Here is a 17,401-nt window from a genome sequence, read left to right on the forward strand (position 1 = left end):
GTTATGAGTGACAAGCATATTTTGGCGTTTCAGCTTGCGCCGCAAGACCAAACCCGCCTGGGCGAGCTGGTCGGGCAGTTGAACGCGCATTTGCGCCTGATTGAGGAACAGTTGCACGTGCAGATTGGCAACCGTGGCCATCTTTTTCAGGTGGAAGGCGACGAGGGGCGCTGCGCGCAGGCGCGTTTCGTCATCGAAAACCTTTACGCGCAGACCGGCAGCGGCGTGCTCAACGCCGATGATGTCCACCTCGCCCTGCGCGATGCGGGGGCGACGCTCGCCGGAGAAATTGCCGCGCGCGACGAGGGCAAGGACATCCGCATCGAAACGCGGCGCGGCACCATCAGCGGGCGTGGCTCGAACCAGCGCCGCTATCTGCGCCGCATCTTTGAGCATGCGGTCAATTTCGGCATCGGCCCGGCGGGGACGGGCAAGACCTATCTCGCTGTCGCCGCCGCCGTTTCCTATCTCGCCGAAGACAAAGTGCGCAAACTGGTGCTGGTGCGCCCGGCGGTGGAAGCGGGCGAACGCCTTGGCTTCCTTCCCGGCGACATGACGCAAAAAGTTGACCCCTACCTGCGCCCGCTCTACGACGCGCTGAACGATATGCTCGGCGGCGAGCGCGTCGCCAAGCTGATGGAGCGCGGCGTCATCGAAATCGCGCCGCTCGCCTTCATGCGCGGCCGTACCCTGAACGATGCCTTCATCATCCTTGATGAGGCGCAAAACACCACCGTTGAGCAGATGAAAATGTTTCTGACCCGCCTCGGCTTCGGCTCGACCGCCGTGATTACTGGAGACGCGACACAAATCGACCTGCCGAAAGGCGTGACCAGCGGCCTGAAACACGCCGCCCGCATCCTTGACGGCGTGGACGGCATCTCCTTCACCCGCTTTGCCGCGCAGGACGTGGTGCGCCACCCGCTGGTGCAGCGCATCGTCGAAGCCTACGCCGCCGCCGAACAACCCGACGAAAAACCGACACCATGAGCCTGACCATTGACTACCAAACCGAAGAACTCGGCAACGATGAACGCTTTCCCAGCGAAAAACGCCTGCAACGCTGGCTGGAAACCGCACGCGCAACGCTCGCCATTGAAGAAGCGCTGGAGCTGACCATCCGCCTCGTTGACAACGACGAAATGCAGGAGCTGAACCGCGACTATCGCGGCAAGGATTACCCGACCAACGTCCTCTCCTTCCCCTGCGACTGGGATTTGCCGGAAGAACCGCGCCTGTTGGGCGACGTGGTCATTGCCGCCGCCGTCGTCAACCGTGAAGCGAAAGAGCAGAAAAAAACGATGGAAGCGCATTGGGCGCACATCGTCATCCACGGATTTCTGCATCTTTTGGGTTACGACCACATCGAAGACGAAGAAGCGGAAAAAATGGAAAACACCGAACGCGAAATCCTCGCCAAACTCGGTTACGCCGACCCCTACGCGGAAACGCCCGCGCCGGTGGAGGGCTGACGATGGCGGGCGGATTCTTCGCGCTCTTGGACGACGTCGCCTCACTGCTCGATGACGTCGCGGCGATGACCAAAATCGCCACCAAAAAAACGGCGGGCGTACTCGGCGATGACCTCGCGCTCAACGCCAACCAGCTCACCGGTCTCCACGCCAGCCGTGAGTTGCCGATTATTTGGGCGGTGAGCAAAGGCTCGCTGCTCAACAAAGCCATCATCGTCCCCGCCGCCTTTCTCCTGAGCGCCTTTTTGCCTGCCGCCGTGCCGCTGGTGTTGATGATTGGCGGCGCCTACCTCTGCTACGAAGGCGTCGAAAAAATCCTGCACCGCCTGCTGCATCACGACGATGCCCACGCGGACACGCACGAAGACACGCGCGACCCGGCGCTGATCGAACAAGAAAAAATCCGCGCCGCCATCCGCACCGACTTCATCCTCTCGCTGGAAATCGTCGTCATCGCGCTGGCGAGTTTTGTCGGTCAGCCGCTTTGGACGCAAATCCTCGGCCTCTCCGCCGTCGCACTCATTCTCACCGCCGCCGTCTATGGCGTGGTCGCGCTGATTGTCAAAATCGACGACCTCGGCCTCTACTGGCGCGGAAAACCGTCCCGGCTGTTGCAAGCGGCGGGGCGGGCGCTGCTGTGGTTCGCGCCGAAACTGCTGAAAGCGCTGTCGGTCGCGGGAACGGCGGCAATGTTCATCGTCGGCGGCCACCTTTGGGTGGAAAACATCGCCGCGCTGCACCACCTCGCACAACACTGGACGGCGGGCATGGGCGGATTCGCTGCGTGGTGGGTGGATGCCGCCCTTTCCGTCGGCGTCGGCAGCGTGGTCGGCCTCGCGCTCTATGCCGCCACCGCCATCCTTGCCAAAATCCGACCCGCAAAAGGCTAAAGCGGACGCTGTCGCAGCCGCACAACAGCACATCGCCTGCGGGGCTAAAGTTCTTGCTTTTCGGTTACGATAATGTATGATTATCCACCTTAACGTAAGTTAATCCCTTTTAACCAACCCGCTATGGAGATACCTATGCAACGGAAAAAGATGAAACCGCAATGGATGCTGTCCATCCTCAGCGTCGCCTTGCTCAGCGCCTGTGGCAGCGACACCATCGCCGGACATGACAATCACATCGGCTTCCTCACCCCGCCCAAAGGCTCGGACGCTGATCAACAACAGAAACAGGGTACGCCGCCGAAACAGATTGACAGAAATGATCCGGCCATGAACAAATTCCTGACCGATGGCCAGGACGGTATCGGCCAACAACTGAGTCCGACCGTCGTTTCCGTCGATAACAACGGCAACGGCAAGATTGACAACACCGACCGCCTCGCCTATGACCAGCCGGGTATCGTTAGTGAAATCTGCGCGAAGAGCAAATGCAGCGGATTGGCGAAAGAAAATAACAAAAATAACCAAAACAACCAGAATCAGCAGCAAGATAATGGTCTGGATCCGGTGATGATGCAGGACATCAATGGCGTTTATCACTCCATTTTGGCTTCCGGCACCATTGACGGCAATGCCAACATTCCGAAAGATGCCGGTATCAGCAAGATTACCCGCAAACGTGTCAATGGCGAGCTGCAAGATTTCGGTGGTTCCATTGGTCGTGAATTCAACGAAGTACTCCTGTTTGCCAACCCGACACTGGTACAAAACAAACAACAATACCTGTCTTCCTATTTCCGCAGCCCTTCCGCTGCCGGCTGGAGTTATCAAACTTTTGGTAACTTCTTCGGTGGTGCCAACGGCAGCTACCTGAAAAACCGTCGTGACGTTATCCTCGGCTATCAAAGCATTGGTCGCCCGACCAAAGGCAGTGAAATGCCGACCGCTGATGGCGCGGATTACACCGGTATCACCCACGCCTATTACAACTCGGCACAAGTCACCGCGCACAACAAAATCCACGCTGATTTTGGTGCACGCAACCTGAGCTACGAAACGACTGATACCTCTGTCCTGCACGAATTTGGCGCCTTCGGTCACGTCATTGAAGACCGTCCCGACCTTAACCTGAACGGTTCAGCGTCATGGGCAGAAGGCACTGGCGACTTCAACGGCACGATGCGTGCTGCCAACGGTCTCTCCGGTGACATGAAAGGTCGCTTCTACGGCCCGGCTGCCGAAGAAATCGGCGGGGTTTACGGTCTGCACGGTCAGGATGCCAAAGGCGAAGCAGTCCACTACGTTGGCGGTTTTGGTGGCAGACGTTAATTGCCCCAACGCTTGCGTAAAAAAGGCGGGATTCCCCCGCCTTTTTTATTAACTTCCGCATTCAGTCTTTAGGCAAAACAATCTTGGCCTTTTCTTTATTGTGCCGGTAAAAAACGGCGGTATGACCAATCTTCTGCACAAATTCCGCCTGATGCGTTTCTGTAATATGGGCAATCATTTCCGCCTGAATGACGTCTTCAATATTGCCCAATTTCACTTTAATCAGCTCATGGCTGTCGAGCGCGCGGTCAATTTCGCGGTCCACGCCTTCACTCACGCTATTGGCACCAATCAATACCACCGGGTGCAAATGATGCGCCTGCGCTTTCAAAAAACGGATTTGGTTTTTGCTTAACATTTTTATATCCTGTTGAATTTCCGCGTATGGTAAGACAATGGCACGCAGCAAAACAAGTCAGCGCTGGCTGAAAGAACATTTCAACGATATTTATGTACAAAAGGCGCAGCAGGAAGGCTACCGCTCGCGCGCGGTGTACAAACTGATGGAAATTCAGGAAAAAGACCGCCTCATCCGCCCCGGCATGGTGGTGGTGGAACTCGGCGCGGCACCGGGCGGCTGGTCGCAATATGTGGCGCAATGCTTGAATGGGCGCGGACGGATGATTGCGCTGGATATTTTGCCGATGGACGCCCTGGCCGATGTCACCTTCATCCAGGGCGATTTCCGCGAACAGGCGGTGCTGGACGCGCTCTATGCCGAACTCGGCGACAGCGCGGTCAACCTTGTGATTTCCGACATGGCCCCCAATACTAGCGGCGTGCGCAGCGTTGATCAGGCGAAAAGTATGTACCTGGTCGAGCTGGCGCTGGATTTCGCGCAGAGCCGCCTCGCACCGGGTGGAGATTTCTTAACAAAAATCTTCCACGGCCCCGGGTTTGATACACTACTGCGCTCTTTGAAAAGCCAATTTTTGACCGTGCAGACGCGCAAGCCCGAAGCCTCGCGCGCGCGCAGTCAGGAAACCTACCTGCTGGCACGCGGGTTTGGCCGCAAGTCTTGAATTGAGAGGATAAAATTTTGAACGATATGCGGAAATCATTACTGGTCTGGGGCGGCTTGATCCTGCTGTTCCTGCTGCTCGTCGGCGAGATGGGCAAATTCGGCACCTCCGGCAACACGCGCGAAGTCAGCTATTCGCAGTTCCTTGACCGCGTGGACAACGGCGAAGTGCAAAGCGCGGCGATTGACCTGCAAAACGCGCGCATCAGCTTCACCGACCGCAGTGGCGGGCGCTACACCACCAACAACCCCGAGGCGACCGATACCCGCGCCCTCATCGGCGATCTGCGCGCCAACAAGGTAAACATCAGCAGCGAACCGCTGGAAAAAGAAAGCCTCTTTACCCGCATCCTCGTCAATTTGCTGCCGATTTTGCTGCTCATCGGTCTCTTCATGTTCACTACCCGCCAGATTCAGGGCGGCGGCAAAGGCGGCGCGTTTTCCTTCGGCAAAAGCCGCGCCCGTCTGATCCCGGAAGACAAAATCAAGGTAACGTTTGCCGATGTCGCCGGCGCGGACGAAGCGAAAGCGGACGTTGTCGAGATGGTCGAATTCCTGCGCGATCCGAGCAAATTCAGCCGTTTGGGCGGACAAATCCCGCGCGGCCTGCTCATGGTCGGCCCGCCCGGCACCGGTAAAACCCTCCTCGCGCGTGCGATTGCCGGTGAGGCAAAAGTGCCGTTCTTCACCATCTCCGGCTCTGATTTCGTCGAAATGTTCGTTGGCGTTGGTGCCTCGCGCGTGCGCGATATGTTTGAAGAAGCGAAAAAACACGCGCCCTGCATCATCTTTATTGACGAAATTGACGCCGTTGGCCGCCAACGCGGCGCCGGTCTCGGCGGCGGACACGACGAACGCGAACAGACGCTGAACCAGCTCCTCGTGGAAATGGACGGCTTTGAAGGCAACGAAGGCGTCATCGTTATTGCCGCCACCAACCGCCCGGACGTCCTCGACCCCGCGCTGCTGCGCCCCGGTCGCTTTGACCGCCAAGTCGTCGTCGGCCTGCCCGACCTCAAAGGGCGCGAACAAATCCTCAAAGTGCATATGCGCAAAAAGCCGTTCGATGATGCCGTCAAACCGTTTGACATCGCGCGCGGCACGCCCGGCTTCTCTGGCGCCGATCTCGCCAACCTCACCAACGAAGCGGCGCTCTTTGCCGCACGGCGCAACCGGCAAAAAATCACCATGCAGGACATGGAAGACGCCAAGGACAAAATCATGATGGGCGCCGAACGCCGCTCGATGGTGATGAGCGACAAAGAAAAAGAAATGACCGCCTACCACGAAGCGGGACACTGCATCGTCGGTCGCATCGTGCCGGAGCATGACCCGGTGTATAAAGTCACCATCATCCCGCGTGGCCGCGCCCTCGGCGTCACCATGTTCCTGCCCGAACAGGACCGCTACAGCTACTCCAAACAACGCCTCGAAAGCCAGATTGCCACCCTCTACGGCGGCCGCATCGCCGAAGCGCTGATTTACGGCGAAGACCAGGTTTCCACCGGCGCCTCCAACGACATCGAACGCGCCACCGCCATCGCGCGCAGCATGGTCACCCGCTGGGGACTGTCGGAAAAACTGGGGCCGCTCGCCTACGGTGAAGAAGAAGGCGAAGTCTTCCTTGGCCGCTCGGTGACGCAGCACAAAAACGTCTCCGACGAAACCGCGCACAACATCGACACCGAAATCCGGGGCATCATCGACCGCAACTACGCGCGCGCCGAAAAAATCCTGAAAGACAACATGGACATCCTGCACAGCATGACCGCAGCGCTCATCAAATACGAAACCATCGACGAAGGCCAGATTGATGACCTGATGGCGCGCCGCCCGGTACGCGAGCCTGCCGACTGGGACGGCCCGGCGGACGACAAGCCGCAAAGCCACCACGACGACTTCTCGCTCGGTGGCCACGACAAACCGGCGGAGCAACACTGATGCGTTGCGGTCGCTTCACGCTCGACCTGAGCCACACCAACCTGATGGGCGTGCTGAACAGCACGCCCGATTCATTTTCCGACGGCGGCGCCTGGCTTAACCCCGCCCGCGCCCTTGCCCACGCGCGGCAGATGATTGCCGACGGCGCGGACATCATCGACATCGGCGCCGAATCCACCCGCCCCGGTGCGCGCGAAGTGCCAGCAGAGGAAGAAATCGCCCGCCTGACGCCCATCGTGCAAGCGCTGGTCGCTGACGGCACGCGCCCCGTTTCGATTGACACCAAAAAAACGGCGGTGATGGCGGCGATGCTCGAACTTGGCGTTGACCTCATCAACGACGTGCACGGCCTGGAAGACGACGGCGCCCTCGAACTGCTCGCGCGCTACCCCGACGTTGCCATCTGCCTGATGCATATGCGCGGGATGCCCGACACCATGCAGGACAACACCGACTACGCCGACGTCGTCACCGAAGTGGACAGCTACCTGCAAGCGCGCGTCGCCGCCTGCATCGAAGCGGGCATCGCCGCCGACCGCCTCATCCTCGACCCCGGCTTTGGCTTCGGCAAAACCCCGGCGCAAAACATGGCGCTGGTGCGCGAATGCCGCCGCTTCAAACATGACCGCTACCCGCTGCTGCTCGGTGTCTCGCGCAAATCCACCATCGGCCACTACCTGCACAACGCGCCCGTCGGCGAACGCCTGCACGGCAGCGTCACCCTGGCGGCGCTGGCCGCCTGGCAGGGCGCAGACATCGTGCGCGTCCACGACGTCGCCGCGACCCGCGACGCGCTGCGCATTACCCACGCCTTGCGCGGCTAAGCGCCATCCCGGAGGACGCTCATGGACTTCGCCGCCCTGCTTATGCTCCTCGGTCTTGCCGCACCGCCCGACCAACTCCCGCTGCTACCCCCGCCAGCATTGACGACGACGTCGCATCCGCAAAACCCCGCGCTGCGACCGCTGCGCCAACAGGCGGAAGCGGGCAACGCCGACGCCCAGTTCAACCTCGGCATTGCCTGGATCAACGGCAGTGCTGGCACCGTCAATTACGACCAAGCACGCTACTGGTGGGAAAAAGCGGCGGCGCAGGGACAGCGCATCGCCCAATACAACCTCGGCGTGCTCTACGACGAAGGCCGTGGCGTCAGCCAGAACTATCGCCTTGCCGCGCAGTGGTACCGCAAAGCCGCCCAACAGGGCTTCATCTCCGCCCAATACAACCTCGGCAACCTCTACCGCGACGGCAAGGGCGTGCCGCAAAACGCCTACATCGCGCGCGACTGGCAGGAAAAAGCCGCCGCCCAGGGCGACCGCGACGCGATGTACGCCCTCGGCAGCCTGTACCAGCAGGGCTCACTTGGCATCAGCGGCGACGGCCAGCACGCCCTCGCCTTCTACTGGCTGGAACAGGCGGCGATGCGCGGCCATCCGCAGGCGCAGGCCGAACTCGCCGGTCTCTACGCGCGTGGCGAAGGCGTCGCCCGTGACCCGGCAATCGCAGCAAAATGGCAACGGGCGGCAGCCACCGCCCAAACCGGCACAGAAAACACCGACAACAGCGGCCTGACCGCCATCGAACAAACCGAACAGGCCGCGATGCACGGCGATACGCAGGCGCAGGTCGCACTCGCCAACCATTACGCCCACGGCGACGGCATCGCCCGCGACGAGGAAGCTGCGCTGAAATGGTGGCAGGTTGCCGCCGCCCAGGGCAGCACCGATGCGATGCAGGCGCTCGCCCGCCATTACCGCGACGCCGCCGACCGCCCCCAGGCAGAACACTGGTACCTCGCCGCCGCCGAAAAAGGCGACAGCAGCGCTTACCGCGAACTGGGCCAAATCTACGCCGACGCCCGCCCGCCGGATTACACCACGGCGCGCAAATACTGGCACGCGGGCAAAAAAGGCGACCCCGTCGCGCAGTACCTCATCGGCAAATCCCACAGCGACTGGCGCGAACCGGGAAACCCCAACGCCGCCCACAACGCCTTCTCCGGATTCCTGCAACATTGCCACGAAGACGAAAACCCGCCTGCCGACTACTGCGCCGATGCCGCCTACCTGACCGCCCTCATCGAACAACACAAACTGCCGGGTTACCAACCCCCGCAGCCGAACGAAGTACGCCAACATTGGCAAGAAGCCGCTTACTGGGGACATCCCGTCGCCCGCGCCTGGCTCGAAACCGCCCCCGCACCGCCGGGGGCGACACCCCCCGCACGCATCGCCGCCACCGCGGCGGCCGCCCAATACCAGCTCTCCTGGCACTACGCCACGGGCGACGGCATCGCCCAAAACCGCGACAGCGCCAACCACTGGCTGCGGCAGGCGGCACAAAACGGCCATGCCGCCGCCCAATACTGGCTGGGCAACCATTACTACGACGACACGGCAGACAACGCACAAGACGAAACCACCGCCCGCTACTGGCTGGAACAAGCCGCAACGCGGGGCGATCGCGACCTGCAAAAACAAACCGGCATGACCTACCTTGAGCATGACGACTACCACAACGCCCGCCGTTGGCTCCGGCAGCTCGCCGACCACGGCGACCGCACCGTGCTGCCAGTACTGGAAATGATGAACGACCTGCAACGCGGCAGGGCCACGCCGCTGCCACCGCCCGGAACGGTCGGCAACCATCCGCCCGCGCCTGCCGCTGCCCTCGCCGAAAACACGGCCACGCCCTGGCCGCCCCGGCACAACATCAAATTCTGGCAAGGCGAAAACCCGCTTGCGTCCCATGCCAAAACCTTCAAAGAACGCCAAAAACGGGCACTCGCAGGCGACTGGCTGGCGCAGATTGCCCTCGGCGACGCCTGGTACAAAGGCGAAACCGGCAAAAAAGACGCCCGTCTGGCGCACTACTGGTGGCGAAAATCCCAAACCGCATATGGCCAGGACAGCTACACCCTGTACAACCTCGGCGTCCTCTACGACAGCGGCGAAGGCGTCGCCCGCAACCCGCAACGCGCCGCGCAGTACTACACCGCCGCCGCCCGCCTGAACGACAACGACGCCCGCTACAACCTCGCCCACCTCTATCATTATGGTGACGGCGTCCCGCGCAGCGACATCATCGCGCACTACTGGCTCACCAAAGCCGCCGCACACGAACGCGACGCCATGACCGCCCTCGGAATGCTTTACCAAAAAAGCGGCACAGACGACGGCACACAAATGCGCGCCTCCTACTGGCTGGAACAAGCGGCGATGCGTGGCGACGCCCAAGCGCAATACGAGCTTTTCTGGCGTTCCCGCTATGGCTATGGCATTGAGAAAAATCAGGAAACGGCAAACCGCTGGCTGCAACAGGCGGCAGAAAATGACAATGTTGAAGCCCAATACCGGTTGGGCGTGTGTTACTACAACGGATGTTTTGCCGAATTCCGCCAGGACAAACGCATCGGGCGGGAATGGTTGGAAAAAGCGGCAGCACAAGGCGACAGCGATATGCGATTCCTGATCGGCATGGAATACTTTTTCGGGAGCGACTACGACGATGCCCGCCGCTGGCTACAGCCTGTCGTTACCAGTGAAAGCGACTACGCCAGCATGGCCGTCAGCCTACTGGATACCATTGGCCGCGCGCAAGGCAAAAAGCGCCCGGCAGCCCCGGCCAATACCGCCGCATCGCCGCGTGATGCCATCGCCGAACCACCACGCGACCCTGCTGCCGAAGCCGCCGAATGGCAACGGCGCGCCGAAACAGGCGATGCCCGGGCGCAGTACCAGCTTTACTTCCGCTACAGCCTGGGTGATGGCGTCAAACAAGACCAGGAAACGGCAAACCGCTGGTTACAACAGGCAGCAGGAAACGGCGACGCCGATGCCCAATACTGGCTGGGCGAGCGCTACTACGACGGCTGGATGGGCATCAAAAAAGACCGTACAGCCGCACACGTATGGCTGGACAAAGCCGCTGCACATGGCGACCCGGACATACAGTTTAATGTCGGCTGGCGCTACTACTTCAATGAGGACTACGACGACGCCCGCCGCTGGCTGCAACCCGTCGCCGCCAGCGACAACATCCACGCCGACATCGCCGCCCACTTGCTGAATAACATCGAACACCTGACAAACCGAAAACAGGCGCCGCCGGTTGACGTCGAAACCGCCCTGCGACAACACGCCGAAGCGGGCGATACCGGGGCGCAAGGCCTCCTGCCCTGCTACTACGCCGAGCCAAACGGCGCACGAGCCGAATACCGGCGACAATGCGACGCGGCCCAGGGCGACGCGACCGCCCAAACCCGTCTGGGACGACAATACTACGACAGCGGCGACATCGCCGCCGCCCGACACTGGCTACAACAAGCCGCCGATGGCGGCAGTTTCGTCGTGCCGGACCTGCTCATGATCCAAACCGGACAATGCTTCAAAGACATCTATCCCGTCTTTGAAGCCTTTGACACCTTGCGCCAAAGAGCCAAAGCGGGCGACGCCACCGCCCAATACCGCCTGTCGCTGCGCCACCTTGCAGGCGTTCACCAAAACCGGCGGGAAGCAGACTACTGGCTGCAACAGGCGGCAGAAAACGGCGACCTTGACGCCCAATACTGGCTGGGACAGCACTACTACCACGGCAGCAGTGGCTCCCCCAAAGACCCCAAAACCGCACACCAATGGCTGGACAAAGCAGCAGCGGCGGGCGGACGCGATACCCGCTATCAAGTCGGCATGACCTACTTTAGCAGCGGCGAATACACCACCGCCCGCTACTGGCTACAACGCGCCGCCGCGCAGGGCAACCCGCAAGCGCCATCCGTCCTGCGCGCCATTGACGCCCTGACAGCAGAAACCACCCCGCCCGCTGCCGCACTACGACAGGCGGCAGAAGCAGGCAGTGCCAGCGCGCAATACCAACTGGCCCTGCGCTACCGCAAAGGCGAAGGCGTCGCCCAAAACCCGACCGAGGCAGACTACTGGCTGCGGCGTGCCGCCGAACAAGAACATGAAGACGCGCAAATCGCCCTGGCCTTGCGCTACTACGACAACCTGGCGGCCGCCAAATACCACAAAACTGCCACGATGCCGTGGCTGGAAAAAGCCGGCACCAAAGGCGATGCCGCCAGACAGTACCAGGTGGGCATGATCTACCTCGAACACGACAACCGCATTGATGCCCGCCGCTGGCTGTCTCGCGCCGCCGAGCGGGGCGATGTGGCAGCCGCCGCCGCCCTGCAACTACTCGAAACCGAATACCGCGCCAAACGATACGCGCCCTCCGCCGCCAACGCGACACAAAGCCCCTGATACCCGCTCACCCACCAAAAAACCGGATTGCTCCGGCTTTTTTTCACCACTTGCGATGACACCGTGGACGTCGTTTATCACCGCTATCACGCGCTTTTTGCGGCAACAATGCGTGCGTGTCCGCTGCGCGGCCACACACCCTACGGCTGGCGAATCTCGCCGCTGTCGCGCGTGATTTCGAGAATTTGCCCGTCGGCGAGGGCGAGGACGGCGTCGCCCGCGCCGTGGTAATACGGGCGTTGTGCCGCCTGGCACAGCAGCGCGGCGTGGCTGCGCGGGTCGCCATCGGCGAGGACGACGGCAAGGCAGTTTGCGGGCAGGGTCGCGGCGCGCGAGGGATAGAGATCGCGCGCGACGAGGATAAAGGGCGCATTGCCCGGCGCGATAGCTTCGGGCGCGTTAGCAAGCTGCGCCAGCACTTGTTGCGCGAGGTCGGCAATGTCGGCGGCGCGGGCGCGCAGGTAGGGGTCAGGCAAGGCGGCAAGGGCGGCGGCGGCGTTTGCGGTTTCTTGTTGCCAAGCGGCGGCGTAGTTGGCGGCGTCATGTGTGGGGGGATGTTTGTCATTCGTTTCGGGTGCGGTCGCTACGCGGTTTTTCACACCCTCTCCCCGGGCTCCCGCGAAAAATGCATTCGCATTTTCCGCGGCGTGCCCTTCCCCTCCCCCGCTTCGCAGGGGAGGCGGATTCAAACGGGAAACACATTCCAGGGTCGCATCACCCAGTTCGGCGAGCAGTTGTGTGTGCGCGGCGAAGATGTCGCCTGCTGCCGCGCCGAGGCGGGCGGCGGTTTGGTTTTGTAGCGTCTCAAGGCGGGTGGCGACGGCGGCAACGGCTTCAGTAAAGGCGGCGCGGTCGGCGTGCAGCGCGTTGCCATCGTGTTGCGGCGGCGCGCAGCGCCAGACGGCGGCGCGGATGGTGGCGGCGTTGGCGGGGGTCGCGCGGGCGAGCAGTTTGCCGTCGCCACTCTCTGCCGGGTCGCCGAAGTTGGCGGCAGCGAGCGCGCGGAAGGTTTGCAGCGCGGCTTCCGCATCGTCGCCGTCGGCGTGCAGGGTGAGGCGGTCGCCGCAGCGCGCTTGCAGCAGCGCGAGCTGGTTCAGGCTTTTGCCGTCTGCCTGTTTGTCGCTGCAAGTGAGGATGAGGCGGGATTGGTACGGCGCGAGCGCGGCGGCGAGGCGGGCGGCGGGGCGGGCGTGCAGGCCGTCGCGGTTGGTGAGGGTGATGGTGGCGGTGTCGCCCGTCGGAAGGTTGTCGCTGTGCGATGTTTTCACACCCCCTCCCCAACCCTCCCCCGCTTCGCAGGGGAGGGGGTTATTTTTCCCGCCCGCTTCGTCAGGGATAGCGCTGTTTTCGCCCAACGCCGCCTGTTTGGCGACGAGCGCCTGCTCTGCTTCGCGGGCGACAGTGGCAAGGTCGGCACCGCTGCTGGCGGCAACGGCGGCGCTGATGGCGCCTTCCACCAGCGGTGCGGGGCTGATGCGGCAGCGGGCGGCCAGCGCGGGGTCGTCGAGCAGGTCAAGCGCGGTTTGTGCGCTCAAAATGGCGCTGCCGAGGTCAACGAGGATGAGGATGCCGTCCGGGTTGGCGGCGTCCTCGATGGCCTGCATGATGCGCACCGCGTCGGTGCCGACGGGGTTGTCGGCGTCGTCAATGCCGGCGGCGGTGTGGATGGTGTCGGGCGCGGCGCTCATTTGTGCGGCGAGGGCGGCGATGCCGCGCGCGATGTCGGTGTGGTGCGAGACGAGGATGAGGTGAATCATAGGGGGTTTTCGCTGGTGTGATTGGAATGGCAAAAACCGCCCCGGAGAGCGGTTTTTGTTGTGTCATTGGAAGCGGCGGATGGTTATATATACATGTAGGGTAGCGCTCCTCTGTATGTATATCGCCCGCACCCGCTTATTTTTCAATCCACATATATTTGGAGGAGCGGTGATCCATGACGTTTTCGTCCGCGTAGCCTTTGACATACGGCTTGACCAGGCGTTTGGTGACGTAGCTGTAGATTGGGGCGACGGGGTAGTCGTCGGTCAGCATTTTTTCTGCCTCTTTCAGGATAGCAGCGCGTTTGGCCATGTCCTGTTCCTGTCCGGCCTGGGCGAGCAGCGCGTCGTATTTTTCGCTGGCGTAGCCGCTGTCGTTCAGCCCGCTCTTGGACTGGAACAGTTCGAGGAAGCTGTAGGCGTCGTTGTAGTCACCTATCCAGCCCGCGCGGAAGGCTTCGGTTTGTTTTTTCTCGGTGCGGGTGGTGAGGAAGACTTTCCATTCCTGGTTGGTCAGGTTGGTTTGTACGCCCAGGTTTTGTTTCCACATGGCGGCAACCGCGACCGCGATTTTTTTGTGGTTCTCGTTGGTGTTGTAGAGGAGATCCACTTTCAGCGGCTTGTCTTTGCCGTAGCCCGCTTCTTCGTAGAGTTTTTTCGCTTTTTCGATGCGCGCGGCTTTGTCCAGGGTGGCGTATTCCGGGGTGTAGTGGTCGTAGCCGTTGATGCCGGGCGGGACGAAGCTGTATGCCGGTTTTTCGCCAACGCCGGTGACTTTGTCGGTGATGATGTCGCGGTCAATGGCGAGGGTCAGCGCTTCGCGCAGTTTCGGGTTGTCCTTGAACGGCGGGCGGGTGAGGTTGAAGCCGTAGTAGTAGGTGCCGAGGTAGGAGCTGATTTTGAGTTCGTCTTTGAAGTTTTCCCGCAGCATTTTGATTTGGTCGTTGGGGATTTCGTAGGTCATATCGACTTCGCCGGCGCGGTAGCGGTTCATGTCGCTGGTTTGGTTTTCGGTCGGGTAGTAGATGACTTTATCCAGTTTGACGGCCTCTTTGTCCCAGTATTGGTCGGATTTGGCGACGGTGAGTTGGGCGTTCGGCTGCCAGTTGTCGAGTTTGAACGGGCCGTTGCTGACGAGGTTTTCCGGGCGCGTCCATTTTTTGCCGTGTTTTTCGATGGCGGCTTTGGGCGCGGGGTAGGCGGTGGCGTGGGTCAGGAGGCCGAGGAAGTACGGCGTCGGCCCTTCGAGTTCGGCGACGAGGGTGTGGTCGTCGGTGGCTTTTACGCCCAATTGTGTCGCGTCTTTCAGCTCGCCTTCGGCGATTTTTTTCGCGTTTTTGATGGGGTAGAGGAGGAAGCTGTAGTGGCTGCCGGTCGCGGGGTCAACGGCGCGCTGCCAGCCATAGACGAAGTCGTGTGCGGTGAGCGGGGTGCCGTCGCTCCATTTGGCGTTGTGGCGCAGGTGGAAGGTGTAGGTTTTGCCGTCTGCGGAGATTTCCCATTTTTCGGCGACGCCGGGGACGAGGTTGCCGCTCGCGTCTTCGCCGATGAGGCCTTCAAAGAGGTCGCGCAGGATGTTCGATTCCGGCACGCCTTCTGCGGTCTGCGGGTCAATGCTGTGCGGCTCGCTGCCGTTGCCCCGGCGCAGCACGCTTTCGGCATTCGCCGCCTGGGCGAGGGTGGCAATGGCGGCGGTGAGCAGGAGGATGAGCGGTTTTTTTTGGTTTTTCATGGCGTTTTCTCCGGTGTTGTGGATTTTTGTGGGTGGGTGGGCTTTTCAGCCTACCATATTAACTATTCATGGGTTATTATCCATATGCGCCTTGGCGCAAGTTTTTTTTTATCATCATGATTTTTAATGTGTTAAAGGGGTTGCTTATGTTCCAGTATCTTTTCCGCCGCCTGCTGGTTGCGATTCCGACGTTGTTTGTCATCATTACGTTGGCGTTTTTTATGGTGCGCGCCGCACCGGGCGGGCCGTTCGACCAGGAGCGCAAGATCCCGCCGGAAATTGAGGCGAACCTGAACCGCGTTTATCATCTGGATGAGCCGCTTTATCAGCAGTATTTCCGCTATATGGGCAATGTGGCGCAGGGCGATTTTGGCCCGTCTTTCCAGTACGCTGACCGCACCGTCAACGAGATGATCGCTGACGGTTTTTTGGTTTCGGCGGAGCTGGGCATTACCGCCATTTTTATTGCCGTGGTGATTGGTTCGCTTTTGGGCATTTGTGCGGCAATACGGCAAAACACGCGCGTGGATTATTCGGTGATGGCGGTTGCGATGGTGGGTATTACCATCCCCAGTTTTGTCATGGCGGCGCTGTTGAAATTGGGCATTGCGGTGTCGTTGCGCCTGTGGTTGCAGGAGCATGGCTGGAACGCCGACTGGCTGCCGCGTACCGCCGGTTGGGGCGAGTACGGGCTGTCGCAGGCGATTCTGCCGGTGGCGTGTCTCGCCCTGCCGCAGATTGCCTATATTTCGCGGATGATGCGCGGCTCGATGATTGAGGTGCTGCACACCAACCATGTGCGCACCGCCCGCGCCAAGGGCTTGCCGGAATGGAAGGTGATTCTCCGCCACTGTCTGAAACCGGCGCTGATGCCGGTGGTGAGTTATCTCGGTCCGGCCTGCGCGGCGGTGATGACGGGTTCGGTCATCATCGAGAAGATTTTTGATATTCCCGGCATCGGCCGCTTTTTCGTCAATGGCGCGCTCAACCGCGATTACACGCTGGTGCTTGGCGTGGTTGTCTTCTACGGCGCGCTGATTTTGTTGTTCAACCTGCTGGTTGACCTCGCCTATGCCTTCCTTGACCCGAAAGTGAGATTACGTTCATGAGCAATTCCGTCACCACCCCCGCCACCGCCCAAAAGGGGCAAAGCCTGTGGCAACAAGCCTGGCGCCGTCTGGTTAAAAACAAGGCGGCGATGGTCTCCATCGTCATCCTGCTGCTGATGGCGGGCGCGGCGCTGATTACCCCGCACCTGCGCCCCTTTGCCCTGGACGAGGTCTTTTGGGACATTGATTTTCCCTCGCCGCCGAGTATTGAAAACGGCCACTGGTTTGGCACCGACAGCAACGGGCGCGACCTTTTCGTGCGCACCATGTTCGGCATCCGAATCTCGCTTCTGGTCGGCCTGTGCGCGACCACGGTCAGTCTGATAATCGGCGTCGCCTATGGCGCGATTGCCGGCTACATGGGCGGTCGCACCGACAGCATCATGATGCGCGTGGTGGATGTGCTTTATGCCATGCCGTTCATGTTCTTCGTCATTTTGCTGATGACCTTCTTCGGCAAGAACATTTATCTGATGTTTGCCGCCATTGGCGCGATTGAATGGCTGACGATGGCGCGCATCGTGCGTGGCCAGGCGATGAGCCTGCGCCACAAGGAATTTGTCGCCGCCGCCGAAGTGCTGGGCGTCTCCACCGGCAGCATCGTCAAACGCCACATCGTGCCGAACACCCTCGGCACCGTCATCGTGTATGTGACGCTGACCATCCCCGCCGTCATCCTTACCGAAAGCTTCCTGAGCTTCCTCGGCCTCGGCGTACAAGAGCCGATGACCAGCCTCGGCGTCCTCATCTCCGAAGGCGCCGACCGCATGGAAACCGCGCCGTGGATGCTCATCTTCCCGGCCTTTATCCTCGCCACCATCCTCTTTTGCTTCAACTTCGTCGGCGACGGCCTGCGCGACGCCCTTGACCCCAAAGACCGGTAAGC

Annotated in this window: 13 protein-coding genes; 10 read left to right on the forward strand and 3 right to left on the reverse strand. The window is 61.1% G+C overall.

Annotated elements, in window-relative coordinates:
- Window positions 1–3 precede the first annotated feature (3 nt).
- The 4 genes from ACO54Z_RS01240 to ACO54Z_RS01255 all read left to right on the forward strand — a co-directional run bounded on the left by ACO54Z_RS01240 (window position 4) and on the right by ACO54Z_RS01255 (window position 3,691).
- The gene (locus ACO54Z_RS01240; protein WP_485995377.1) at window positions 4–990 is read left to right on the forward strand and encodes a PhoH family protein; all 987 of its coding nucleotides are present in this window, start codon (window positions 4–6) and stop codon (window positions 988–990) included.
- Complete coding sequence (ybeY, locus tag ACO54Z_RS01245; RefSeq protein WP_485995378.1) at window positions 987–1,472, forward strand: rRNA maturation RNase YbeY; 486 nt, start codon at window positions 987–989, stop codon at window positions 1,470–1,472. The genes ACO54Z_RS01240 and ybeY overlap by 4 nt, the downstream gene beginning before the upstream one ends.
- Window positions 1,473–1,474: 2 nt before the next feature.
- Window positions 1,475–2,362: a DUF808 domain-containing protein gene (locus tag ACO54Z_RS01250; protein WP_485995379.1), complete on the forward strand. Its 888-nt coding sequence runs from the start codon at window positions 1,475–1,477 to the stop codon at window positions 2,360–2,362.
- Window positions 2,363–2,497: 135 nt separating this feature from the next.
- Window positions 2,498–3,691, forward strand: a complete 1,194-nt coding sequence (locus ACO54Z_RS01255; protein ID WP_485995380.1) for a transferrin-binding protein-like solute binding protein — start codon at window positions 2,498–2,500, stop codon at window positions 3,689–3,691.
- A 61-nt stretch (window positions 3,692–3,752) separates the two neighbouring features.
- On the opposite strand, the gene yhbY is transcribed toward ACO54Z_RS01255, so the two are convergent.
- Window positions 3,753–4,049, reverse strand: coding sequence for a ribosome assembly RNA-binding protein YhbY (gene yhbY / locus ACO54Z_RS01260; RefSeq protein WP_485995381.1), 297 nt, complete (start codon window positions 4,047–4,049; stop codon window positions 3,753–3,755).
- 37 nt (window positions 4,050–4,086) lie between these two features.
- Between yhbY and rlmE the strand changes: the two genes are divergently transcribed.
- Genes rlmE through ACO54Z_RS01280 form a run of 4 tightly spaced genes read left to right on the forward strand, consistent with a single transcriptional unit; the run spans window position 4,087 to window position 11,917 of the window.
- Window positions 4,087–4,713 carry a 23S rRNA (uridine(2552)-2'-O)-methyltransferase RlmE gene (gene rlmE, locus ACO54Z_RS01265; protein ID WP_298081425.1) on the forward strand — a complete coding sequence of 209 codons (627 nt, stop codon included), beginning with the start codon at window positions 4,087–4,089 and terminating at the stop codon, window positions 4,711–4,713.
- A gap of 26 nt (window positions 4,714–4,739) precedes the next feature.
- Window positions 4,740–6,653 (forward strand): ATP-dependent zinc metalloprotease FtsH, encoded by a 1,914-nt coding sequence (ftsH, locus tag ACO54Z_RS01270; protein WP_485995382.1) that lies wholly within the window; start codon window positions 4,740–4,742, stop codon window positions 6,651–6,653.
- The gene (folP, locus tag ACO54Z_RS01275; protein ID WP_485995383.1) at window positions 6,653–7,477 is read left to right on the forward strand and encodes a dihydropteroate synthase; all 825 of its coding nucleotides are present in this window, start codon (window positions 6,653–6,655) and stop codon (window positions 7,475–7,477) included. The genes ftsH and folP overlap by 1 nt, the downstream gene beginning before the upstream one ends.
- A 21-nt stretch (window positions 7,478–7,498) precedes the next feature.
- Window positions 7,499–11,917, forward strand: a complete 4,419-nt coding sequence (locus ACO54Z_RS01280) for a tetratricopeptide repeat protein (RefSeq protein ID WP_485995384.1) — start codon at window positions 7,499–7,501, stop codon at window positions 11,915–11,917.
- A gap of 140 nt (window positions 11,918–12,057) precedes the next feature.
- Here ACO54Z_RS01280 and dhaM read toward each other — a convergent pair whose 3' ends face one another.
- On the reverse strand, window positions 12,058–13,674 hold the full coding sequence (gene dhaM / locus ACO54Z_RS01285) for a dihydroxyacetone kinase phosphoryl donor subunit DhaM (protein WP_485995385.1): 1,617 nt from the start codon (window positions 13,672–13,674) through the stop codon (window positions 12,058–12,060).
- 136 nt (window positions 13,675–13,810) lie between these two features.
- The gene (locus ACO54Z_RS01290; RefSeq protein ID WP_485995386.1) at window positions 13,811–15,406 is read right to left on the reverse strand and encodes a peptide ABC transporter substrate-binding protein; all 1,596 of its coding nucleotides are present in this window, start codon (window positions 15,404–15,406) and stop codon (window positions 13,811–13,813) included.
- Between the two features lie 146 nt (window positions 15,407–15,552).
- Here ACO54Z_RS01290 and oppB point away from each other — a divergent pair, with 146 nt between their 5' ends.
- Together oppB and ACO54Z_RS01300 are read left to right on the forward strand one after the other, a co-directional pair.
- Window positions 15,553–16,515, forward strand: a complete 963-nt coding sequence (oppB, locus tag ACO54Z_RS01295; protein WP_485995387.1) for an oligopeptide ABC transporter permease OppB — start codon at window positions 15,553–15,555, stop codon at window positions 16,513–16,515.
- The gene (locus ACO54Z_RS01300; RefSeq protein WP_298080500.1) at window positions 16,512–17,399 is read left to right on the forward strand and encodes an ABC transporter permease subunit; all 888 of its coding nucleotides are present in this window, start codon (window positions 16,512–16,514) and stop codon (window positions 17,397–17,399) included. Before oppB ends, ACO54Z_RS01300 begins: the two co-directional genes overlap by 4 nt.
- Window positions 17,400–17,401 lie beyond the last annotated feature (2 nt).

This window comes from Cardiobacterium sp., from assembly GCF_057314735.1.

What these genes read in the sequence shown, in the direction of transcription:
- ACO54Z_RS01240 (WP_485995377.1), top strand. Translation starts at nt 4, where the DNA reads ATGAGTGACAAGCATATTTTGGCGTTTCAGCTTGCGCCGCAAGACCAA.
- ybeY (WP_485995378.1), top strand. Translation starts at nt 987, where the DNA reads ATGAGCCTGACCATTGACTACCAAACCGAAGAACTCGGCAACGATGAA.
- ACO54Z_RS01250 (WP_485995379.1), top strand. Translation starts at nt 1,475, where the DNA reads ATGGCGGGCGGATTCTTCGCGCTCTTGGACGACGTCGCCTCACTGCTC.
- ACO54Z_RS01255 (WP_485995380.1), top strand. Translation starts at nt 2,498, where the DNA reads ATGCAACGGAAAAAGATGAAACCGCAATGGATGCTGTCCATCCTCAGC.
- yhbY (WP_485995381.1), bottom strand. Translation starts at nt 4,049, where the DNA reads ATGTTAAGCAAAAACCAAATCCGTTTTTTGAAAGCGCAGGCGCATCAT.
- rlmE (WP_298081425.1), top strand. Translation starts at nt 4,087, where the DNA reads ATGGCACGCAGCAAAACAAGTCAGCGCTGGCTGAAAGAACATTTCAAC.
- ftsH (WP_485995382.1), top strand. Translation starts at nt 4,740, where the DNA reads ATGCGGAAATCATTACTGGTCTGGGGCGGCTTGATCCTGCTGTTCCTG.
- folP (WP_485995383.1), top strand. Translation starts at nt 6,653, where the DNA reads ATGCGTTGCGGTCGCTTCACGCTCGACCTGAGCCACACCAACCTGATG.
- ACO54Z_RS01280 (WP_485995384.1), top strand. Translation starts at nt 7,499, where the DNA reads ATGGACTTCGCCGCCCTGCTTATGCTCCTCGGTCTTGCCGCACCGCCC.
- dhaM (WP_485995385.1), bottom strand. Translation starts at nt 13,674, where the DNA reads ATGATTCACCTCATCCTCGTCTCGCACCACACCGACATCGCGCGCGGC.
- ACO54Z_RS01290 (WP_485995386.1), bottom strand. Translation starts at nt 15,406, where the DNA reads ATGAAAAACCAAAAAAAACCGCTCATCCTCCTGCTCACCGCCGCCATT.
- oppB (WP_485995387.1), top strand. Translation starts at nt 15,553, where the DNA reads ATGTTCCAGTATCTTTTCCGCCGCCTGCTGGTTGCGATTCCGACGTTG.
- ACO54Z_RS01300 (WP_298080500.1), top strand. Translation starts at nt 16,512, where the DNA reads ATGAGCAATTCCGTCACCACCCCCGCCACCGCCCAAAAGGGGCAAAGC.